This is a genomic window from Cryobacterium sp. TMT1-66-1 (assembly GCF_004403435.1).
Taxonomy (GTDB): domain Bacteria; phylum Actinomycetota; class Actinomycetes; order Actinomycetales; family Microbacteriaceae; genus Cryobacterium; species Cryobacterium flavum.
The window spans coordinates 395082-416121 of record NZ_SOGP01000023.1; the positions used below are offsets into that span (position 1 = coordinate 395082).

The following is a 21040-nucleotide window of genomic DNA, read 5'->3' on the forward strand; positions in this document are numbered from 1 at the left end:
GACCTAGTTTAGGGGGTGGGTAGGTTAGGGCAGCACAACGACTTGCGCACCGAACACGAGTCCGGCTCCGAAGCCGATCTGCAGTGCGAGTCCGCCGCTGAGCTCTGGGTGTTCCTCGAGCAGGCGGTGGGTGGCGAGAGGGATCGACGCCGAGGAGGTGTTACCGGTCGTGGCGACATCGCGGGCGATGACCACGGACTCCGGCAGTTTGAGCTGCTTGGCGAACTCATCGATGATGCGCATGTTGGCCTGGTGCGGAATGAACGCCGCCAGGTCGGCGCTCTCGATCCCGGCGACTTCGAGGGCCTTCTTAGCCACCTTCGCCATGTCCCAGACGGCCCAACGGAAGACAGTCTGTCCTTCCTGACGCAGGGTGGGCCAGTCGGCTTCGCCGCGACGGTACTCCTGCAGGGTGTGATTCATGGTGATCGCGTCTGCTTTGGAGCCGTCCGAACCCCACACTGTGGTAGAGATTCCGGGGTAGTCGCTCGGGCCGATGACGATAGCGCCGGCGCCGTCGCCGAGGAGGAAGGAGATGCTGCGGTCGGTCGGGTCGACGAGGTCTGAGAGCTTCTCTGCGCCGATGACGAGCGCGTAGTGCGCAGCCCCCGTGCGAATCAGGGCATCGGCCTGGGCTACGGCATAGGCGTAGCCGGCGCAGGCCGCGTTGATGTCGTAGGCGGCGGCCGGATTGGTGCCGACGCGGTCGGCCACGACAGCGGCGATCGATGGGGTCTGGCGGCTGTTGCTGATGGTGGCGACGATGACGGCGTCGATCAGGGCCGGGTCGATGCCGCTCTTCTCGATGGCCTCGCGGGCGGCATCCGTTGCGAGATCGACGGCGCTGATGTCCTGGCTGGCCCGGGCACGTGTGATGATTCCGGTGCGCTGCTGAATCCATTCGTCCGAGGAATCGATGGCTTCAACGAGGTCGTCGTTGGGTACGAGGTTTTCACCGCGGGCAGCGCCCACGGACAGAATGCGGGTGTACTGCGGTCCGTGGGACTGCTGGAGTGTGGGCTTTGGCATTGTCTCTTTCGTCACATTCTCTCGTGCTTCAGTACTGCTGGCACAGTTAGGACTGCTGGTCGATCATGGCCCAGGCGGCGGGCAGGTCGTCCGGGGTCTTGATGGCGACGCTGGGGACGCCTTTCAGGGCTCGTTTCGCGAGCCCCACGAGGGCGCCGGCGGGCGCCACCTCGATGATTCCGGTGACTCCCGCTTGAGCGAAAGCCTCCATGCACCTGTCCCACCGTACCGGCGACGACACCTGACCGACGAGCAGATCCACAAAATGGATGCCGTCGCTCACCTGGCTGCCGTCGCGGTTGGTCCAGATCGGGAGCGTCGGATCGGCGGGGCCGAGCGAGTCGGCGACCATGGTCATCCGTTCGACGGCTGGCTTCATATACCGGGTGTGGAATGCACCGGCGACCTGCAGCGGGATGACTCGGGCCCGGTGTGGGGGAGTCGCGGCGAGGGCGGCGAGGGCGTTGAGGGCCCCGGCGACGACGATCTGCCCGCTCCCGTTGAAGTTGGCCGGTTCGAGACCCAGTTCGGCGACCCGCGCGAGCAGTTCGCTCTCATCGGCGCCGATCACGGCACTCATTCCGGTAGGTTCCAGCGCGGAAGCGGCCTGCATGGCGAGGCCCCGTTCTCGCACAAAGCGCACGGCTTCAGCGTTCGTCAGGATGCCGGCGCCAGCGGCCGCGGTCAGCTCGCCGACCGAGTGCCCAGCGATACCGGCGATGCGGTCGCGGCGTCCATCGGTCAGCAGGGCTTCGAGGGTGAGGATGCCGGCAGCGACGATCAGAGGCTGGGCGATCGCCGTGTCGCGAATGGTGTCGGCGTCACTGACCGTGCCGTGGGCGACGAGGTCGAGCCCGACCTCGTCGGAAATTTGGCGGAGGCCCGCGTCGAAGGCGGGCAGAGCCAGCCAGGGTTCAAGGAATCCGGGAGTTTGGGAGCCCTGACCCGGGCAGACGACAACGATCACTTAGTTAGTCTTCCAATCTGGTGACGTAAATGAATGTGCAGATCGCACTAAGTATCCAGGAAAGCTTTGTCGACAGTAGTACATTCGCCGGTTTCCCCGGGCTGGATCAGCGGCGGCGGGTGGATCCGTCGTGGTCGCTGATCGAGCCGATGATCAGCGCGGACTGCAGAATGAGTGCCTCGCGGGCTCCCGTGGCGTCGTAGCCGATGACCTCGGACACGCGTTTCAGGCGATACCGAACGGTGTTCGGGTGCACGAAGAGTTCGCGAGCGGTCGCCTCCAGCGAGCGGCCATTGTCGAGATAGCACCAGAGCGTGGTGAGCAGCTCGGTGGAGTGGGCTTGCAGTGGCCGATAGATGCGATGGATGAGCGTGGCCCGGGCGAGCGGATCGCCAGCGAGGGCACGTTCGGGGAGCAGATCGTCGGCCTGCACCGGGCGAGGCGCATTGCGCCAAGAGCGAGCGACCGCGAAACCGGCCAGCGCGGCCTTCGCGCTTTTCGACGCGTCCACGAGGTTGGGTACCTCGTGGCCGAGCACCAGGTGGCCGGGGCCGAAGATCGGCTCGAGCTGCATGGCGATTTCCATGAAGGTGAGGGCAGCGGCCGTACCGACGTCCTCGCTGTCGACCGGCGCCGGACGGGCCCGACCGATCACGAGCACGAGGCGGTTGCCCTGAACTCCGATCAAAACGTCAGCAGCCATGTGCCGGGCGGCCCGTCGCAGCTGGTCGACGTCGAGCATTTGCGGCGTCGTGCCGACCAAAACGCAGACCTCGCCGTGGCCGTGCCAGCCGAGGGCCGCGATGCGACTGGGGAGTTCGTCGTCATATTCCCCGCTGAGAATAGAGTCGACGACGAGCGCTTCGAGTCGTGCGTCCCAGAGCCCGCGCGCCTCGGCGGCGCGAGCGTAGACATCCGCCGCCCCAAAAGCGATCTCCCGGGAGTAGAGCAGAATGGCCTCGCGCAGGGCCTCCCCGCCGTCCTTGACCCGTTCCTCGACGACTTCAACCGTCACGCGAATGAGCTGCAGCGTCTGCTGCAGGCTCACCGAGCGCAGCAGTTCGCGGGGGGCGGCGCCGAAGACGTCAGCGGCGATCCACGGCGTTGACCGGGGGTCGTCGAACCACGAGATGAAACTCGTGATTCCGGCCTGGGCCACCAGTCCAACGGCGGATCGCCGTCCTGGTGGCATATCGCCATACCAGGACAGCGTGTCCTCGAGCCGCTTGAGCGTCTGGGTCGACAGCTCACCGGAGATGGTGCGCAGCCAGTTGAGGGTCTGCTCTTTCGTCTTGGGCGCCGGTGCCACGGTTTTTTAGCTCTCGCCCCCGGCGGAGCCGGTGGTGCCCGCGCTCACATCGTGCAGGCGATACTTGGCAATCGCCTGGCCGGCGAGGCTCCGGTCAACTTCACCGCGACGGGCGAGCAGCTCCAAGGTGCGCACGACCATGGACGGACCGTCGATCTTGAAGAATCGACGTGCCGCCGGACGGGTGTCCGAGAAGCCGAAGCTGTCGGCGCCGAGCGTTGCAAAGTCGCTCGGAACGAACTGCCGAATCTGATCCGGAACGGCGTGCATGAAGTCGGACACGGCCACGAACGGACCGGCTGCTCCCTCGAGCTTCGCCGTGACATACGGAACGCGGGGCTCGTCGTCGGGGTTGAGGAAGTTGTGTTCCTCGGCGGCAAGACCATCGCGGCGAAGCTCGGTCCAGGACGTGACCGACCAAACATCGGCCGACACACCCCAGTCGTCGGCGAGCAGCTTTTGCGCCTCAAGCGCCCACGGCACGGCGACGCCGGAGGCCAGCAGCTGAGCCTTCGGACCACTCACAGCGGATGCGCTCACCCGGTGGATACCGTGCAGGATTCCGTCCACGTCGACATCGTCGGGCTCGGCCGGCTGAACGGCCGGCTCGTTGTAGACCGTGATGTAGTACATGACGTTCGGGTCGGTGTGGGTTCCGCCGTACATGCGATCGAGTCCGGCGCGCACGATGTGGCCAATCTCGTAACCGTACGCGGGGTCGTAGGAGACCACGGCCGGGTTGGTCGACGCCAGCAGCGGCGAGTGACCATCGGCGTGCTGCAGCCCCTCACCGGTCAGCGTGGTGCGACCGGCCGTGGCTCCAATGATGAACCCGCGGGTCATCATGTCGCCGGCCGCCCAGAGGGCGTCGCCGGTGCGCTGGAATCCGAACATGGAGTAGAAGACGTAGACCGGAATGAGCGGTTCACCCTGGGTGGCATACGAGGTACCCACGTTGGTGAACGCCGCGGCAGCCCCGGCTTCATTGATGCCCACGTGCAGAATCTGGCCCTGCGGACTCTCCTTATAGGAGAGCAGCTGGGCGTGGTCAACGGACGTGTAGTGCTGGCCGTTGGGGTTGTAGATCTTGGCGGTGGGGAAGAACGCGTCGATGCCGAAGGTGCGGGCCTCGTCGGGGATGATCGGAACGATACGGTTGCCGAAGTCCTTGGCCCGCACGAGCTCCTTGAGCAGCCGTACAAAGGACATCGTCGTGGCGATTTCCTGGGTTCCGGAACCCTTTTTGGCGACCTTGTACGTCTCGTCGCCAGGCAGATTGAGCGCGGTGTGCCGGGTGCGACGCTCCGGCAGGTAGCCGCCGAGCGCACGACGACGCTCGTGCATGTACTCGATCGCTTCGTCCTTGTCGCCGGGGGAGTAGTACGGCGGCAGGTACGGGTTTTCCTCGAGCTGAGCATCCGTGATCGGCACGTGCATGCTGTCACGGAAGGACTTGAGGTTGTCGAGGGTCATTTTCTTCATCTGGTGGGTCGCGTTGCGGCCCTCGAAGCTCGGGCCGAGGCCGTAGCCCTTGATCGTCTTTGCCAGAATGACGGTGGGCTGTCCCTTGTGCTCCGATGCGGCCTTGAACGCGGCGTAGACCTTGCGGTAGTCGTGGCCGCCGCGCTTGAGGTTCCAGACCTCGTCGTCGCTCAGGTGTTCGACCAGCTTGAGGGCGCGCGGGTCGCGGCCAAAGAAGTTCTCACGTACGTAGGCGCCGCTCTCGGCCTTGTAGGTCTGATAGTCGCCGTCGGGCGTGACGTTCATGAGGTTGATCAGGGCGCCGTCGACGTCGTTCTTGAGCAGGTTGTCCCACTCGCGGCCCCAGACCACCTTGATGACGTTCCAGCCGGCACCGCGGAAGAAGCTCTCCAGCTCCTGGATGATCTTGCCGTTACCGCGCACCGGGCCGTCGAGACGCTGCAGGTTGCAGTTGATCACGAAGTTGAGGTTGTCGAGGCCTTCGTTGGCTGCGACCTGCAGCTGGCCGCGGCTTTCCACCTCGTCCATTTCGCCGTCGCCGAGGAACGCCCAGACCTGCTGGTCGCTGGCGTCCTTGATGCCACGGTTGGTCACGTAGCGGTTGAGCTGCGCCTGGTAGATGGCGTTGATGGGGCCGAGCCCCATCGACACGGTCGGGAACTGCCAGAATTCCGGCATGAGGCGAGGGTGCGGGTAGGAGGAGATGCCGTCGGGAGCGTGCGACTTCTCCTGGCGAAACCCGTCGAGCTGGTTCTCGGTCAGGCGGCCCTCGAGGAAGGCACGAGCATAGGTGCCGGGGGAGGCGTGTCCCTGGATGAAGATCTGGTCGCCACCGCCCGGGTGATCCTGGCCGCGGAAGAAGTGGTTGAACCCGACTTCATAGAGGGCAGCGGATGACGCATAGGTCGCGATGTGCCCGCCGACAGCGATGCCGGGGCGCTGAGCGCGGTGCACCAGAACGGCAGCGTTCCAGCGAATCCAGGCGCGGTAGCGGCGCTCGATGTCTTCGTCACCGGGAAAGTCGGGTTCGTTCTCCGTGGCGATGGTGTTGATGTAGTCCGTCGTCGGCACCATGGGAACGCCGAGGTGCAGCTCTTTCGAACGCTTCAACAGGCTGAGCATGATCTCGCGTCCGCGTTCGTGACCGTGTTCGGCAACGAGCGAATCGAGGGATTGCGACCACTCGGCCGTCTCCTCCGGATCGGAGTCGGCGTTGTTCGTCGAGTACGGGTCCTGGTCGTTGACCGTCACAGTCGACCTCTCCTTGGGATTTATGCAGCGATGGTGCTTCGTGGGGGCATTCTTTCGCCACTACGAAGGCACGTGCCGTAAATGAGCAGGTTGGATTGCAACCAGCGGCACCACATAAGCCTACAGATTTTTACGCGTCGTCCGCAGACGGGGGTTCACCAGCCAAATTTTACGAGGACGGATCCACGCGGTCTGTGAATCCGCGCACATTGCGGGGCTAGAGTGTGTCACCGACCAATCCGTGCGCGCAGGCGCACCAGGAAAGGAGCATTTATGGCTCTCGAAAACGACACCCAGGCACCCGACTTCAAACTGATCAACCAGTTCGGCGAAAGCGTTCAGCTCAGCCAGTACCGGGGAACGAAGTCGGTCGCGCTCGTCTTCTTTCCGCTGGCCTTCTCCGGAATCTGCAGCGGTGAGCTGTGTGAGTTGCGCGACAACCTCGCTCTGTTCGACGATGGCGGCGTTGAACTGATTGGCATTTCGGTCGACTCCCGACACGCCCTGCGGGCCTTTGGTGAGCAGGAGAAATACACCTTTGACCTGGTTGCGGATTTCTGGCCGCACGGCGCCGTCGCGAAGGAATATGGCGTCTTTCTCGAGGAGAAGGGCTTCGCCAATCGCGCGACTTTTCTGATCGACCCGAGCGGCATCATCCGTTCCAGTTTCATCACCGCACCGGGCGAGGCGCGGTCGATCGAGTCGTATCGGGCCGCGCTCGAGCAGTTGGCACCGGTTCTCTGAACCCGTCGGGTCGCCAATCGCGCAGCGACTCTGACCTATACTGAGAACGCCCGCGACAAACGTCGTCGCCGGGGCCTTTAGCTCAGTTGGTAGAGCGCCACGTTTACACCGTGGATGTCATCGGTTCGAGCCCGGTAGGGCCCACAGAGATTTCTCCCACAGCTTGTGATCGTGAGGTCGAATGACACGCACGATGCACGTGCGTCCGGATTGGGTGCGTGCTCAGTGACTGATCGGCTGGCCTTCGGTGCCGCGGTGGAACAGCTGTCGCTCGCTCACGAGAGTCGCGCGAGCATCTGTGACCCTTTTCTTCAGGTGCTGCCGGTCAACGCCGCAGCCGTCTGCACGCTCGTGAATCCATTTGGACGCGAAACAGTCTGCGCGAGCAATTCGATGGCCGCGCTCTTTGATGAGCTGCAATCGGACCTGGGTGAAGGGCCATCCTGGGACGCGCTGCACACTCGGCGCCCCTTGCTCGTTAATAATTTTCAGACGTCCACGGGCGCGACCTGGCCGACACTAATGAAGGCCTCCAGGCACACCGGTGTGCATGCCGTCTACGCCTTTCCGCTGAGCTTGGGGTCGCTCGATATCGGTGCCGTTTCCCTGTTTTCGAACCATTCCGACGGGCTATCTCCCGCACAGATTCTCGATGCGCAAGTGCTCGTGCACATTGCTTCCGTGCAGGTTTTACGTGGTTCCCTCGCGTCGCAAACACTTAAAACGAATCTGGAAGATAATGAAGGATATTCGAGGCGTGTCGTTCATCAAGCGACCGGAATGGTTCTGGCCCAGCTCAATCTTTCCGCCGCTGACGCGCTTCTGATAATTCATGGACATGCTTTTGCTCATGGACGAACTGTTCGGGAAGTCGCCGCTGATGTAGTGACACGACAGCTGGATTTTTCGTCGATTCCCGAGTCTTAGAATGGAAATATGGTGACAAAAACCCGGGAAGGTCAACTCCTTGAGACCTTCGTTACCCTGGCCGACACACTCGTCGCCGATTACGACGTTGTCGACCTCTTGCACACGCTGGTGGAGAAATGTGTCGCACTATTAGAAGCCTCGGCGGCGGGCATCATCCTCTCAGCTGGCGACGGTGAACTCGAAGTCATGGCGTCGACCAACGAACGCAGCCGCTTGGTGGAAATTTTGCAGTTGCGTGCCGGAAGCGGCCCCTGCGTCGAAAGCTTCACGACCGGGCTGGCTGTGGCTATTCCGGACATCGACAACACCGGTGACAAATGGCCCAAGTTTCGGCAGGGAGCTCTAGCTCAGGGATTCGCGTCGATGCATGCCGTACCGCTGCGCCTGCGCGCGACGACGATCGGTTCGCTCAACCTCTTCTGGGATCGCACCGGCGGGCTGAGCACTGCAGACACCAACACGGTGCAGGCCCTCGCTGACGTCGCGACCATCGGCATCCTGCAGGAACGGGCTATTCGGGAGAGCGATATTGTTCGCCAGCAACTCCAGCATGCTCTCAGCAGTCGGGTGCTGATCGAGCAGGCCAAGGGTGTGGTGGCCTATACCCACGGGGTGCACATGGGCGATGCGTTTGACAAGATTCGCGGATATGCCCGCAACAACGGCCTTCCCCTCGCGGACGTCGCCGAGCGGATCGTGAATCGCGCACTCACGCTGTAACACTGCGGTCCAGTGCGTTTATGCGAGATAGCCGAGTTTCCATCGTCGTGGGGGTAGACCGGGCATATACTGCTAGAGCGACCCCGGACCCTGGAAGCACCTGAATTTTCCGTGGGCTTTCGAGGGGCGATCATGAAACGCATATTTCACCCGGGCGGTTCCGTAATAACCGGCAGCGATCTGGCTGATGCCGTACTCCTTTACGCCGAAGCACTGTGTAACCGCCGGCAGGTCGACGTCGTCGACATCCCGGTGATGGGAGATGACGGACACCTGTTGCGTGCCCAGTTCCTGATCGGTTCGGCCAGCCAGCTGGTCAGCGTGACGGCCGACAGTCCGTCGCCGGAGTTGGTTGAACCAGAGACCACCGATTTTCTGCACCGCAAAGCCCAAACCGGGGCCATGATTCCCGCTGCCTGGACCCGTGAGGAATCGGCCGTCGCCCAGTTCGACGACTTCGACTACTGACTTATCTTTCGCCGGACCGGAGCATTGGGTTGCACCGTGTCCGGCGAAGCCCCAGCGCCGGGCGCCCGGTAGGCTGAACGAGTGTCATTCTCGCTAGCCGACGTTATCCGCGTCGCCCATACCCTGTGGCCCCTGGGCGGTGCCGAGGCCTGGGACGCACCTGGCCTGGTCAGCGGAGATCCGAACCGGCCGATTCGCCGCATCCACTTGGCTGTCGATGCCGTCTCCGACACCGTCGATGAGGCCGTCGAGGCCGGCGCCGACCTGCTGCTGACGCATCATCCGTTGCTGCTGCGCGGTGTCACGAGCATTGCCGAAGACGGCTACAAGGGCGCCCTGCTCAGTCGCCTGATTCGCGCAGACTGCGCACTGCTCGCCGCGCACACCAACGCCGACGTCGTCGCTGACGGCGTGTCCGACGTGATCGCCACCCGGCTGGGACTGATCGACGCCCTACCCATCACCGACAGTGCCGCGCCCGGAACCGGCATCGGTCGCGTTGGACGCCTGGCCGAGCCGACAACCGTGGGGCACCTCGCGCACACCGTGCTGGCCCTGCTGCCGGCGACTGCGTCGGGCGTGCGCGTCGCGGGCGACTATTTGACACCGGTCACCACCGTCGCGTTGTGCGGCGGTGCAGGCGATTCATTGCTGCGCCATCCCAGAGTGCTGACAGCGGATGTCTACATCACCTCCGATCTGCGTCACCACCCCTCCTCCGAAGCGCGAGAGCAAGCGCTCTGCACGGGCGGCCCCGCGCTCATGGACGTGTCGCACTGGGCCAGTGAGTGGCTCTGGCTGGAACCGGCGGCCGAGCAGTTGCGAACAGCTCTTCCTGGGGTCGTAGTCACCGTCAGCGAACTGAACACCGATCCGTGGTCCTTCGCCGTCGTGCACTAACTAGTGCACTAATCTCCGAGTCATCCCCATTTTTTCGTACCACATCTCATCAAAAGCGTTAGGTCAGGACATCGTGAAGGCATCACCACTCCAGCAGAAGGAACTTCTGCGGCTTCAGGCCCTGGACATCAAGGTTCTTCAGCTCAGTCACCAGTCAAAATCGCTCGCGGCGCACGCCGAGCTGGCCGACCTCAATCGTGAAGCCGAGGCCAGCCGCATGAAACTGCTCGGTCGGTCGGGCGAGCTTGACGACGTGCGCACCGAACTGGGACGCATCGAGAGCGACGTCGAGGTCGTGGAGAAGCGAATCGCGCGCGACACCGACCGCCTGCAGCACACCTCGTCGATCAAGGACATCCAGGCTCTGGACTCCGAAGTCGCCTCGCTCAAGAAACGCCTGTTCGACCTCGAAGAGATCGAGATCGCTGTGCTGGAGCGCCAGGAAGAGCACGAGGCTGCCGTCGCCGTGGTGGAAAAGGAGCGTGACGCCATCGCCGAACGTGTGAGCGCGACCGAATCCGCGCGCGACGAGGTGTTGGTCGACCTCACCCGCCAACTCGCCGAACTCACGCGCGACCGGGCCACCGTAGCGGCCACCATCCCCGACGACCTCGCGGCGCTGTACGAGCGTCTGCGCATCACGGGCCACGGCAACGCCGCGGCCCTGCTGCGCGCCCGAACCTGCAGTGGCTGCACCATGACCCTCACCGGCAGCGACCTCGCCGATGCCCGCCAGGCACCGGCCGACGAGGTCATTTTTTGCCCCGATTGTGGCGCAGTGCTGGTGCGCACCGAAGAGTCCGGAATCTAGTACCGATGGGGCGTGCGTTCGGCGGCAGCCCGCGCGCCCGGTAGACTCAATTTACGGAATGGGTCGGCAAGACGGTCGCGTCATTCGTTAGATCTTCGGATCGAGCGGATGCCGAGGAACGTCCGGGCTCCATAGAGCAGGATGGTGGGTAACGCCCACCCGGGGCAACCCGCGAGACAGTGCCACAGAAAGTAGACCGCCACCAGCGCGAGCTGGTGGTAAGGGTGAAACGGTGGTGTAAGAGACCACCAGAGGCCAGGGTGACCTGGTCGGCTCGGTAAACCTCGTCCGGAGCAAGGTCAGACAGAAAGCGTTGAGGCGGCTCGCCGAGCTTTCGGGTAGACCGCTAGAGGGCTGCGGCAACGTAGTCACGAGATAGATGGCCGTCGACGGTGTGCGAACACCTGAACAGAACCCGGCGTACTAGCCGGCCCATTCCACTTCTTTGCTGGACCGCGGCCGATCAACCGGCCGCGGTCCAGTGGTAGAGCTTTTCCGGCCGCCCGGCCCGGCCATACTTCTGGGTGATGTCGGCGCGTTCGGCGGCGAGCAGATATTCGAGATACCGGCGGGCGCTGAGCGGGGCCAGGCCCAGATGCTGGGCCACATCGCTCGCCGAGATGCCCACCACGACGCGCTTGAGTGTTGCCACAACGGCATCGAGGGTCACCTCGGACAGCCCCTTGGAGAGCGACAACCCGGTGGAGCCAGCGGGAACGGTCGGTGCAGCTGCACCGGCGGCAAGGGCGGCGGGCGCGAACGCGCCGGGTTGCAGCATCCGGTCGATGCGGGCCTGATCGAGCATCGATGGTGCGATCGCGGCGTGATCTCGGAGTTCCTGCCGGTGCTGAACGCACTGGTCGAGTCGCTCAAGCAGAACGGTCGAGGTGAATAGCTTGACCAGGTAATGCATGACGCCGCCGGCCATCGCGTTGTCGATGAGGTTGCCGAGCACAGTGACCGGATCGGTCGTGCCGTCGGGCGCGAGGATTGACCCTTCATCGATGACCAAACGGATGCCCTTCTCGGCCGCGATAGTGCTCTTGGCCATGAGCAGGCTCGCAACATCCGGGTGGGTGATGCCGGGGGAGAGCGCCGGGACAGCACGGAACCGCCATGGCCGAACCGAGTGACGAAATCGACGATCTGCTCCGTGCGCCCGAGTTCAATCAACCCCGAAATCATGTGCATCGTGTTCGCGAATTCGTGGGCCTGCGCCCGCAACGCCTTCGTCACATCCCTGGCGCCGTCCAGATCCTGCATGAGCTGGTGCAGCTCGGTGCGGTCCCGCAGAATCAGCACTCGGCCGACCAGACGACCGTCGACGACGGCATCATTGGACCGCCAGCACGGTCTCGTCGTTCTCGCCGGTGTCCGCCATCATCCTGGCCAGCGCCGCACCGAGCACCTCCGTCGCCGCGCTCGGTGCATTCTCGCTCAACTTCACGCAGGTCGATGTGGGAATCCTGCTGTCGCTAAGCTTCGAAAATCAGCCCGGGAAGCGCGCGGCGAGGGCGGCCGCGCCGAGGATACCGGCGTTGTTCCGATGCACAGCAGGGATGATGCGGGTCTTCAGGTTGAGCAGAGGCAGAAAGTTCTCGTGGTGTTTCGAGACTCCTCCGCCGACGATGAACAGGTCGGGGGAGAAGAGCAGTTCGAGGGTCGAGTAATACTTCTGCAAGCGTGCGGCCCATTTGTCCCAGCTGAGGTCGTCACGTTCCTTGGCGGAGTATGCCGCACGGGTTTCATAGTCGTAGCCGTCGATCTGCAGGTGGCCCAGCTCAGTGTTGGGCACGAGCACGCCGTCGTTCAGCAGCGCCGAACCGATCCCGGTACCGAGCGTGGTCAGCAGCACGACGCCGCCGACGTCTTTGGCCGCACCGAACTGTGATTCGGCGTAGCCTGCAGCATCCGCATCGTTAACGAAGTGAATCGGCAGGCCGAGACCCTTTTCGAACAGGGCTTCCGCGGCGAGGCCGATCCACTTCGACGACACGTTCGCGGCCGACATGGTGTGACCGTTCTTCACGACCGCGGGAAAGCACACGCCCACCGGGAGGTCTCCGACGTCCTTCGAGACGGTGGCGAGCAGGGTTCGGGTGGTCTCGACAATGTCCTGCGGCCGACCACCCTTGGGAGTGGGCAACTTCACCCGGTCAGAGAGGAGCGCGCCGGTGGCCAGGTCGACTACCGCACCCTTGATTCCCGTGCCACCGATGTCGATGCCGATTGCGGTCTGTGCCGTCATGTGTTGATCCTCTATCCGTTCGAAAAGGTCGGTCAGACCAGGGTCAAAATCTCGGCACCGCGTTCGGTCACCACGAGGGTGTGTTCGAACTGCGCGGTCATGCTGCGGTCACGGGTCAGCACGGTCCAGTCATCGCTCCAGATGTCCCAGTCGCTCGTGCCGAGGGTCAGCATCGGCTCGATGGTGAAGACCATCCCGACCTCCATCACCGTGTCGTACTGCGGTGCGTCATAGTGCGGAATGATCAGACCGGAGTGGAAGGCTTCGCCCACGCCGTGGCCGGTGTAGTCGCGCACAACGCCGTAGTTGAAGCGCTTGGCGTAGGACTCGATGGTTCGTCCGATCACGTTGACCTGACGCCCAGGGGCCACGGCCTTGATACCCCGGGCGAGCGCTTCCCTGGTGCGTTCGACCAGCAGCGTCACCTCATCGATGGCTTCGCCCACGATGAAGGTGACGTTGGTATCACCGTGAACGCCATTCTTGTACGCGGTGATGTCGATGTTGACGATGTCGCCGTTTTCGAGCACCGTGTTATCGGGGATTCCGTGGCAGATGACCTCGTTCACCGAGCTGCACAACGATTTGGGGTATCCGCGGTACCCGAGGGTCGAGGGGTAGGCATCGTTGGCCACCAGGTAGTCGTGACCGATCTGGTCCAGTTGCTCGGTGGTGACGCCGGGAACGATGGCTCGGCCGACAACGGCGATCGCCTCGGCGGCGATGCGGCCGGACTCGCGAATGAGCTCGATTTTCTCGGTCGAATATACGTCAGAGCCGGTGAAGGGGCTCGGCCCCTTCTTGCCCACGTACTCCGGGCGAACGATGTGAGATGGAACGGAACGGGTCGGTGACACCGTTCCCGGGATGAGGTGACCGATTGAATCCTTAGGCATAGGATCAAGCTTATGGCCGACGACAAAGAACACGCATTCTGGTACAACATGCGCACGGGCGAAGTGGAGCACGGCCTCCAGTCGACATCGCTGGATCGGGTCGGGCCGTTCGCCACCCGTGACGAGGCAGCCCACGCTCTGGAGAAGCTGCGCGCGAACAGCGCCAAGTGGTCGGAAGACGACGCTCGGGACGCTCGCTAGCCGTTCTACTCGTAGCTGTGCTCTGGCGCGGGGTACGCGCCAGAGGCGACGTCCGCGGTGAACCGCTGAACAGCATCCGTCAGTACCGCTCGAACGTCGGCGTACTGCCGCACAAACTTGGGCACCCGGCCGCTGGTCATGCCGGCGAAGTCGGTCCATACCAGGAGTTGGCCGTCAACGGATGGTCCCGCCCCGACCCCGATCGTCGGGATCGACAGTCGTTTGGTCACGCGAGCTGCGACGGAAGCCGGCACCATCTCCAGGACGACGGCGAAAGCGCCGGCGTCCTGCACGGCGAGAGCGTCAGCGATGAGCTCGTCGGCGGCATCCCCTCGGCCCTGAATGATGTGGCCGCCCAAACCGTGTTCACTCTGCGGGGTGAAACCGACGTGTCCCATCACGGGGATTCCGGCCGAGACAATACGCCTGATCTGCTTGTGGCTGCGCTGGCCGCCCTCGAGCTTCACCGCGTGGGCCTGGGCTTCCTTCATGAACCGTACGGCGGTCGCCAGGGCCTGGTCCGGCCCGTTCTCGTACGACCCGAACGGCATATCGGCCACGACCAGGGCGCGAGTCACCGCCCGGGCAACGGCACGGGTCAGCGGGATGAGCTCGTCCACCGTGACCGGCAGGGTGGTCTCATACCCGAAGACGTTGTTGCCGGCTGAGTCGCCCACGAGCAGAAAATCGATTCCGGCCTCGTCGAAAATCTGGGCGGTCAACATGTCGTAGCTGGTCAGGCCGGTGATGGGGATGCCCTGCGCCTTGGCGTTCTGAAAGTGGCGGGTGCGCACTCGCTTCGGCCCGGAAGCCGCGTTGTAGGGATGCTGCACTGCGGCATCGGCGGAAGAAACCGTGGAATCGGGCTCGGGTGCTGTCAACTCTGGCATGCGACAAGTGTAGTCAGGCAAGCAATCGTGCCTGGAGCCAGTAGCCTAGACAGTAGTTATTGGGGTCGGTAGTTGTTTTGCTGGCTACCTGTTTGAGCAATCAGAGAGAGCGTGAATGGACAAGCAGCGCGACTTCGTTCTTCGGACCATCGAGGAGCGAGGAATCAAGTTCGTTCGACTCTGGTTCACTGATGTCGTCGGCACCCTCAAATCCGTGGCGATCGCGCCAGCCGAAGTTGAAGGTGCCTTCAACGAGGGCCTCGGCTTCGACGGTTCAGCCATCGAAGGCCTCACCCGCTCGTTTGAAGCGGATGTCCTGGCGCACCCGGATCCCACGACCTTCCAGATCCTGCCCTGGCGCGGCGAGGTCGACCCCACCGCCCGCATGTTCTGCGACATCACCACCCCCGACGGTCAGCCAGCCGTGGCCGATCCGCGCAACGTGCTTAAGCGCACCCTCGCCAAGGCAGCCGACCGCGGGTTCACGTTCTACACTCACCCCGAGGTGGAGTTCTACCTGCTCAAGTCGTCGAAATACGGCAAGAACGGGCCGGTTCCGGTCGACTCGGCCGGCTACTTCGACAACGTTCCCGGCGGCACCGCCCACGACTTCCGCCGCCGGTCGGTGCGCATGCTCGAAGACCTCGGTATTTCTGTCGAGTTCAGTCACCACGAAGCCGGTCCGGGCCAGAACGAAATCGACCTGCGCTATGCCGACGCGCTCACCACCGCAGACAACATCATGACCTTCCGTACCGTGGTGAAGGAAGTCGCGATCGAGCAGGGCGTGTACGCGACGTTCATGCCCAAGCCCATGTCGGAACACCCCGGATCGGGCATGCACACGCACATGTCGCTGTTCGAGGGGGACGCGAACGCGTTCTACGAGGCCGGTGCCCAGTACCAGCTTTCCAAGATTGGCCGTCAGTTCATCGCCGGGCTGCTCAAGCACGCCCCGGAGATCACTGCGGTGACCAACCAGTTCGTCAACTCGTACAAGCGGCTGTGGGGCGGTGACGAGGCCCCGAGCTTTGTCTGCTGGGGCCACAACAACCGCTCCGCGCTGGTTCGCGTACCGCTCTACAAGCCCAACAAAGGCCAGAGCGCCCGCGTCGAGTACCGCGCCATTGACTCCGCGGCCAACCCATACCTCGCGTATTCGCTTATGCTGGCCGCCGGCCTCAAGGGCATCGAGGAAGGCTACGAGCTGCCGCCGGAGGCCGAAGACAACGTGTGGAGCCTCAGCGACACCGAACGTCGTGCGCTTGGGTACACGCAACTGCCGGCCAGCCTCGATCACGCCATCCAGTTCATGGAGGAGTCAGAGCTTGTCGCCGAGACCCTCGGCGAACAGGTCTTTAATTATGTTCTGCTGAACAAACGGCAGGAGTGGCGCGACTACCGGTCGCAGGTTACCCCGTTCGAACTGAAAAAAAACCTGGAGATGCTCTAACTCGCCAGTGGTCGATGACCGAAGGAATCACCCGCGATGGAGCGTTTGCAGTTGACCCTGACCGAACTCGTTCGGGCGGGTTTCGTCGACCTTGCCGAGGTGCGTGCTCGTCTCGATGAGGTCGCCGAGCTCGGTGCGGTCAGCCCGCACACTGACCCGGATTCGGCGGGGAGGCTGACCGAGACGCGGGCGCTTCTGCCGCTCCTCGCGGTGACGGCCAGCCCGGATGCCGCGCTGGTAGCGCTGGTCGCCCTGCTGCGACCGGGGTCGCCCGAACTGTTTGAGCTCTTGCAGTCAGCCACGGCGACCGGGCGGCTTCTGAAGATTCTTGGAGCCTCCAGCGGACTCACCGAATTCTTCCTCAGGCATCCGGCGGAACTCTCGGTTCTGGCAACGCCTGTAGCGGTGCTACCCAGCCTCGGCGACCTGGTCAGCGACCTGTTGGACTCGGTCGGTGCGACCGAGGGATTCTCGGAGCTGGTCGACGACGCGGCCTGGTTTGCCCTGCGGGTGCGCTACCGTCGCCGACTTGCGCAGCTGGCGGCCTTCGACCTCGAACAGGCCGACCCCGTGGCGGGGCTCGACGGCGTTGCCCGCACCCTGTCCGACCTCGCCACCGCAGCGCTCGAAGCCGCCCTCGCGGTCGCCCGCACCATGTCGAGCGGTGACACGGCCGGGCGCGGTGTTTTTCCAACCGAACAGGTGCGTGCCACCCGCCTGGCCATTATCGGAATGGGCAAGGCCGGCGCGAGCGAACTCAACTATGTGAGCGACGTCGACGTCATCTTCGTCGCCGATGGGGACGAAGCGGCCGGGCTGGAAAGCTCCCGAGCCGTTGAGATCGCCACCCGACTGGCCGTGCTCATCATGCGCGGCCTGGGCGAATCCGGCATCGAACCTGAGCTGTGGGAGGTCGACCCCAACCTGCGCCCTGAGGGCAAGAGCGGTGCACTCGTACGCTCGATCGAATCACACCTGGCCTACTACGACCGCTGGGCCAAAAGTTGGGAGTTCCAGGCACTGCTCAAGGCCCGCACACTGGCCGGTGACCGCGCGCTGGGGGCGCGTTATCTCGATGCGGTCACGCCCAAGGTCTGGAGCAGCGCCAGCCGGGAGAATTTCGTCGAATCGGTGCAGCGGATGCGCGAGCGCGTCACCGACAACATTCCCGACGACGAGGTCGACGTTCAGCTCAAGCTGGGCCCTGGCGGGCTGCGCGATATCGAGTTCACGGTGCAACTGCTCCAGCTCGTGCATGGCCAGACCGACCCCGACGTTCGACAGGCCGGTACCCTGCCGGCGCTGACCGCCCTGGCCACCGCCGGGTATGTGGGCCGGGCCGAAGCCACCGAATTTGCCCAGGACTACCGCATGCTGCGCCTGATGGAGCATCGGCTGCAGCTGCAAAAGCTTCGCCGTACCCACCTGGTGCCGCGGGACGAAGCGAACCTGCGCGTATTGGCTCGCTCGACCGGTCTGGCCACGAGCGCTGACGGGCTGACCATCCGCTGGTCGGAGACCAAACAAAGGGTGCGCGGCCTGCATGAGCGGCTGTTCTACCGGCCCCTGCTGTCGGCGGTGGCGTCGCTGCCGGCCGACGGCCTCAACCTGACGAGCGCACAGGCCGAGGCCCGTCTCGCCGCAATCGGCTTCCTCAATACCAAGGGTGCACTGGCCCACATCGCCGCTCTCTCCGGCGGGGTGTCCCGGCGTGCGGCGATCCAGCGGCACCTGCTTCCCGTGCTGTTGCAGTGGCTGTCCCAGGGAGCTGACCCCGACTACGGCTTTCTGGCCTTTCGTCGCCTGAGCGACAACCTCGGCTCGACCTACTGGTTTTTGCGCATGCTGCGGGATTCCTCGGGCGCCGCCGAGCGACTCACCCGAGTCTTGTCCGGAAGCCGGTACATCGGCGAGCTCCTGGAAAAGATCCCGGAGGCGGTGGCCTGGCTAGAGGACGAGGCCGACCTGCAGCCACGGCCGCGCAAATCCCTGCAGGATGAGACCCGAGCCGTGCTGGGCCGGCATGAAAGCCCAGATGCTGCCGCCACCATCCTGCGCGCCGCCCGTCGCCGTGAGATGCTGCGTCTGGCATTCGCCTCGCTACTCGGCCAGATCGATCTCGACCAGCTTGGCCAGGGCCTGACCGACGTCAACGCGACCTATATTCAGGGCGTGATCGCCGCCATCCGTGGGGGAGACCTGAACGATCAGGGCGGCGCCGACGGGTCGTCCGGCGGCGACGGTATTGAGTTCGGTGTGATCGGCATGGGCCGGTTCGGCGGCGCCGAGCTGGGTTTCGGCTCCGACGCCGACGTCATGTACGTCTTCCGTGCCGGCACCCTCGACGGCGAAGCTGCCAATGATCGGGCCCGCTACATTGTGCGCGAGCTCAACCGGCTCACCGAGGACTCGCGTCTGCCACTGGACCTGGACATTGGGCTGCGGCCTGAGGGCAGCAACGGCCCTGTCGTCCGGTCACTGGAGTCCTACCAGGCCTACTACCGGCGCTGGTCGCTCACCTGGGAGGCGCAGGCGCTTCTTCGCGGCCGTGGGGTCGCCGGCGACGCTGCTCTATTGCGCGACTTCACGGCCGTCGCCGACGAAGTGCGGTATCCCACCGCGATCAGCGAACAGGCCGTGCGCGAGGTGCGCCGCATCAAGGCGCGGGTGGAGAACGAGCGGCTGCCGCAGGCCGCCGACCCCAACCGGCACCTGAAGCTCGGGCGCGGCTCGCTCAGCGACGTGGAGTGGCTGGTGCAGCTTTTGCAGTTGCAGCACGCGGCAACGATTCCGGCGCTCCGCACGACGTCGACGCTGTCAGCTTTGGCCGAGGCGGTCAGTGCCGGCCTGATTCCGGCAGCGGATGCCGCGGTGCTGCGCAGCGCGTGGATCTTCGCGTCCCGTGCGCGGTCGGCCATCACCCTGTGGACCAATCAAACCTCGAACGTCTTGCCGACCGATCGTGCGGCCCTCGAAGGAATCGCCCGGGTCATGGAATACCCGCCCGGCTCGGGCAATCAGCTCGAGGACGACTATCTTGCTGTGACCCGCCGGGCACGCGCCGTGTTCGAGCGACTGTTCTACGGCCCCGTGGAGCGTCCGGGGCCCACTGTCGGCTGATCCGGCACGAGGCGCGTGACAGGAGTGCACTCGGCAACACAGCACGCGGCAACGCGGCACCTTGCAACACAGAAGGGACCGCATCCGAAGATGCAGTCCCTTCCCAGTCACGCGGGCCCGATGAACGAACCGCGCGCATCTACTGCTCAGACGCCGTAGTAGAGCTCGAACTCGAACGGGTGCGGACGCTGGGCGAGCGGCTTGATCTCGTTTTCGCGCTTGTACTCGATCCAGGTCTCGATCAATTCGGGTGTGAAGACGTTTCCGGCCATCAGGAAGTCGTGGTCGGCTTCGAGGGCCTGCAGGGCCTCCTCGAGTGACGCGGGCACCTGGGGGATGTTCTTGGCTTCTTCGGGCGGCAGCTCGTAGAGGTCCTTGTCGACCGGCTCGTGCGGCTCAATGCGGTTCTTGATACCGTCGAGGCCGGCCATGAGCTGAGCGGCGAAGGCGAGGTACGGGTTACCAGACGCGTCGGGGGCGCGGAACTCGAGACGCTTGGCCTTGGGGTTGGTGCCGGTGATCGGGATACGGATCGACGCCGAACGGTTACCGGCCGAGTAGACCAAGTTGACCGGGGCTTCGAAGCCGGGGACGAGACGGTGGTACGAGTTGACCGTGGGGTTGGTGAAGGCGAGCACGGCGGGGGCGTGCTTGAGCAGACCTCCGATGTACCAGCGCGCCACGTCGGACAGTCCGCCGTAGCCGGCCTCATCGTAGAACAGCGGCTTGCCGTCGGCCCACAGGGACTGGTGGGTGTGCATACCGGAGCCGTTGTCGCCGAAGAGCGGCTTAGGCATGAAGGTCGCGGTCTTGTTCCAGTCATGCGCCGTGTTCTTGACGATGTACTTGAATTTGAGCAGGTCGTCGGCCGCGTGCACCATGGTGTCGAACTTGTAGTTGATTTCGCCCTGGCCGCCGGTGCCGACCTCGTGGTGGCTGCGCTCGAGCACGAGGCCCGATTCGATCAGCTTGAGGCAGATGTCATCGCGCATGTCGACGTGCTGGTCGACCGGGCTGACCGGAAAGTAGCCGCCCTTGAACGGGGTCTTGTTGGCGAGGTTTCCGCCGTCTTCCTTACGACCCGAGTTCCAGGCACCCTCGCTGGAGTCGACCTTGTAGTAGCTGGTGTGCTGGTTAACTTCGTAGCGCACGTCGTCGAAAATGTAGAACTCGGCTTCGGAGCCGAAGAAGGCGGTGTCGCCGATGCCGGTGGAGGCGAGGTATTTCTCGGCCTTCTTGGCTACCTGGCGCGGGTCCTTGGAGTAGATCTCACCGTTGCGCGGGTTGTAGATGTCGAAGAGCATGATGAGCGTCTTCTCGGTGCGGAACGGGTCCAGGTATGCGGTCGACACGTCGGGGATGAGCTGCATGTCGGATTCGTGGATCGACGCGAAACCGCGGATCGAGGAACCATCGAACATTTGGCCAACGGTGAAGAACTCTTCATCGACGGTGGATGCCGGAATGTTGAAGTGCTGCTGCACACCGGGGAGATCGGTGAAACGGATGTCAAGAAACTTGACGTCATTGTCTTTGATGAATTTAAGCACTTCGGACGAATCGCGGAACATGCGGAATAACTCCAGACGACGAGGGCGTGGAAACGGCCGAATCGGACACA

At 64.0% G+C, this 21040-nt stretch carries 18 protein-coding genes, 1 tRNA gene, 1 other RNA gene and 1 pseudogene; 11 read left to right on the top strand and 10 right to left on the bottom strand.

Features of this window, described 5'->3' with window-relative positions; all coding sequences use genetic code 11:
• Positions 1-24 precede the first annotated feature (24 nt).
• The 4 genes from E3T29_RS18245 to aceE all read right to left on the bottom strand — a co-directional run bounded on the left by E3T29_RS18245 (position 25) and on the right by aceE (position 6038).
• On the bottom strand, positions 25-1029 hold the full coding sequence (locus E3T29_RS18245; RefSeq protein ID WP_134346891.1) for a beta-ketoacyl-ACP synthase III: 1005 nt from the start codon (positions 1027-1029) through the stop codon (positions 25-27).
• Positions 1030-1075: 46 nt separating this feature from the next.
• Complete coding sequence (locus E3T29_RS18250) at positions 1076-1996, bottom strand: ACP S-malonyltransferase (RefSeq protein ID WP_134346892.1); 921 nt, start codon at positions 1994-1996, stop codon at positions 1076-1078.
• Positions 1997-2102: 106 nt separating this feature from the next.
• Complete coding sequence (locus tag E3T29_RS18255) at positions 2103-3305, bottom strand: CdaR family transcriptional regulator (RefSeq protein ID WP_134346893.1); 1203 nt, start codon at positions 3303-3305, stop codon at positions 2103-2105.
• Positions 3306-3311: 6 nt separating this feature from the next.
• Positions 3312-6038, bottom strand: coding sequence for a pyruvate dehydrogenase (acetyl-transferring), homodimeric type (gene aceE, locus E3T29_RS18260; protein WP_134346894.1), 2727 nt, complete (start codon positions 6036-6038; stop codon positions 3312-3314).
• 273 nt (positions 6039-6311) lie between these two features.
• On the opposite strand from aceE, the gene E3T29_RS18265 reads away from it, so the two are divergent.
• The 8 genes from E3T29_RS18265 (at position 6312) to rnpB (ending at position 11050) form a co-directional block, all read left to right on the top strand.
• Complete coding sequence (locus E3T29_RS18265) at positions 6312-6782, top strand: peroxiredoxin (protein WP_092342228.1); 471 nt, start codon at positions 6312-6314, stop codon at positions 6780-6782.
• Between the two features lie 71 nt (positions 6783-6853).
• Positions 6854-6926: transfer RNA gene (locus E3T29_RS18270), tRNA-Val, on the top strand.
• A gap of 81 nt (positions 6927-7007) precedes the next feature.
• On the top strand, positions 7008-7709 hold the full coding sequence (locus tag E3T29_RS18275; RefSeq protein WP_134346895.1) for a GAF and ANTAR domain-containing protein: 702 nt from the start codon (positions 7008-7010) through the stop codon (positions 7707-7709).
• A 9-nt stretch (positions 7710-7718) separates the two neighbouring features.
• Positions 7719-8432, top strand: a complete 714-nt coding sequence (locus tag E3T29_RS18280; RefSeq protein WP_174774985.1) for a GAF and ANTAR domain-containing protein — start codon at positions 7719-7721, stop codon at positions 8430-8432.
• Positions 8433-8564: 132 nt separating this feature from the next.
• Positions 8565-8900 carry a hypothetical protein gene (locus E3T29_RS18285; protein WP_092342224.1) on the top strand — a complete coding sequence of 112 codons (336 nt, stop codon included), beginning with the start codon at positions 8565-8567 and terminating at the stop codon, positions 8898-8900.
• An 81-nt stretch (positions 8901-8981) separates the two neighbouring features.
• Entirely contained in the window at positions 8982-9800 is an 819-nt protein-coding gene (locus E3T29_RS18290) for a Nif3-like dinuclear metal center hexameric protein (RefSeq protein WP_134346896.1), read from the top strand.
• A 73-nt stretch (positions 9801-9873) separates the two neighbouring features.
• A complete protein-coding gene (locus E3T29_RS18295; RefSeq protein ID WP_134346897.1) occupies positions 9874-10611 on the top strand; it encodes a zinc ribbon domain-containing protein in 738 nt (245 codons plus the stop codon).
• A 59-nt stretch (positions 10612-10670) separates the two neighbouring features.
• An RNA gene (gene rnpB / locus E3T29_RS18300) (RNase P RNA component class A) lies at positions 10671-11050 on the top strand.
• Between the two features lie 24 nt (positions 11051-11074).
• On the opposite strand, the gene E3T29_RS20410 is transcribed toward rnpB, so the two are convergent.
• From E3T29_RS20410 to map, 4 genes and pseudogenes are all read right to left on the bottom strand, one after another.
• Complete coding sequence (locus E3T29_RS20410; protein WP_241987906.1) at positions 11075-11662, bottom strand: response regulator; 588 nt, start codon at positions 11660-11662, stop codon at positions 11075-11077.
• Positions 11663-11802: 140 nt separating this feature from the next.
• Positions 11803-11874, bottom strand: a pseudogene (locus E3T29_RS20415) (hypothetical protein); the annotation flags it as partial.
• A 226-nt stretch (positions 11875-12100) separates the two neighbouring features.
• Positions 12101-12859 (bottom strand): polyphosphate--glucose phosphotransferase, encoded by a 759-nt coding sequence (gene ppgK / locus E3T29_RS18315; protein WP_134346900.1) that lies wholly within the window; start codon positions 12857-12859, stop codon positions 12101-12103.
• Positions 12860-12891: 32 nt separating this feature from the next.
• Positions 12892-13755, bottom strand: a complete 864-nt coding sequence (gene map / locus E3T29_RS18320; RefSeq protein WP_134346901.1) for a type I methionyl aminopeptidase — start codon at positions 13753-13755, stop codon at positions 12892-12894.
• A gap of 12 nt (positions 13756-13767) precedes the next feature.
• Here map and E3T29_RS18325 point away from each other — a divergent pair, with 12 nt between their 5' ends.
• Complete coding sequence (locus E3T29_RS18325) at positions 13768-13956, top strand: SPOR domain-containing protein (protein ID WP_105036849.1); 189 nt, start codon at positions 13768-13770, stop codon at positions 13954-13956.
• 5 nt (positions 13957-13961) lie between these two features.
• On the opposite strand, the gene panB is transcribed toward E3T29_RS18325, so the two are convergent.
• Positions 13962-14846 (bottom strand): 3-methyl-2-oxobutanoate hydroxymethyltransferase, encoded by an 885-nt coding sequence (gene panB, locus E3T29_RS18330; protein WP_134346902.1) that lies wholly within the window; start codon positions 14844-14846, stop codon positions 13962-13964.
• Between the two features lie 115 nt (positions 14847-14961).
• Here panB and E3T29_RS18335 point away from each other — a divergent pair, with 115 nt between their 5' ends.
• The gene (locus tag E3T29_RS18335; RefSeq protein ID WP_134346903.1) at positions 14962-16299 is read left to right on the top strand and encodes a glutamine synthetase family protein; all 1338 of its coding nucleotides are present in this window, start codon (positions 14962-14964) and stop codon (positions 16297-16299) included.
• 36 nt (positions 16300-16335) lie between these two features.
• Positions 16336-19419 (top strand): bifunctional [glutamine synthetase] adenylyltransferase/[glutamine synthetase]-adenylyl-L-tyrosine phosphorylase, encoded by a 3084-nt coding sequence (locus E3T29_RS18340; protein WP_134346904.1) that lies wholly within the window; start codon positions 16336-16338, stop codon positions 19417-19419.
• Between the two features lie 146 nt (positions 19420-19565).
• Here E3T29_RS18340 and glnA read toward each other — a convergent pair whose 3' ends face one another.
• Positions 19566-20990, bottom strand: coding sequence for a type I glutamate--ammonia ligase (gene glnA, locus E3T29_RS18345; protein ID WP_092342201.1), 1425 nt, complete (start codon positions 20988-20990; stop codon positions 19566-19568).
• Between the last annotated feature and the right edge of the window lie 50 nt (positions 20991-21040).

Bases quoted from the DNA above. Each gene is read 5' to 3' on its own strand.
- E3T29_RS18265 (WP_092342228.1), top strand. From the start codon at position 6,312: ATGGCTCTCGAAAACGACACCCAGGCACCCGACTTCAAACTGATCAAC.
- E3T29_RS18340 (WP_134346904.1), top strand. From the start codon at position 16,336: ATGGAGCGTTTGCAGTTGACCCTGACCGAACTCGTTCGGGCGGGTTTC.
- E3T29_RS18280 (WP_174774985.1), top strand. From the start codon at position 7,719: ATGGTGACAAAAACCCGGGAAGGTCAACTCCTTGAGACCTTCGTTACC.
- map (WP_134346901.1), bottom strand. From the start codon at position 13,755: ATGCCTAAGGATTCAATCGGTCACCTCATCCCGGGAACGGTGTCACCG.
- E3T29_RS18285 (WP_092342224.1), top strand. From the start codon at position 8,565: ATGAAACGCATATTTCACCCGGGCGGTTCCGTAATAACCGGCAGCGAT.
- E3T29_RS18245 (WP_134346891.1), bottom strand. From the start codon at position 1,029: ATGCCAAAGCCCACACTCCAGCAGTCCCACGGACCGCAGTACACCCGC.
- E3T29_RS18335 (WP_134346903.1), top strand. From the start codon at position 14,962: ATGGACAAGCAGCGCGACTTCGTTCTTCGGACCATCGAGGAGCGAGGA.
- panB (WP_134346902.1), bottom strand. From the start codon at position 14,846: ATGCCAGAGTTGACAGCACCCGAGCCCGATTCCACGGTTTCTTCCGCC.
- E3T29_RS18325 (WP_105036849.1), top strand. From the start codon at position 13,768: ATGGCCGACGACAAAGAACACGCATTCTGGTACAACATGCGCACGGGC.
- E3T29_RS20410 (WP_241987906.1), bottom strand. From the start codon at position 11,662: ATGGCCAAGAGCACTATCGCGGCCGAGAAGGGCATCCGTTTGGTCATC.
- ppgK (WP_134346900.1), bottom strand. From the start codon at position 12,859: ATGACGGCACAGACCGCAATCGGCATCGACATCGGTGGCACGGGAATC.
- glnA (WP_092342201.1), bottom strand. From the start codon at position 20,990: ATGTTCCGCGATTCGTCCGAAGTGCTTAAATTCATCAAAGACAATGAC.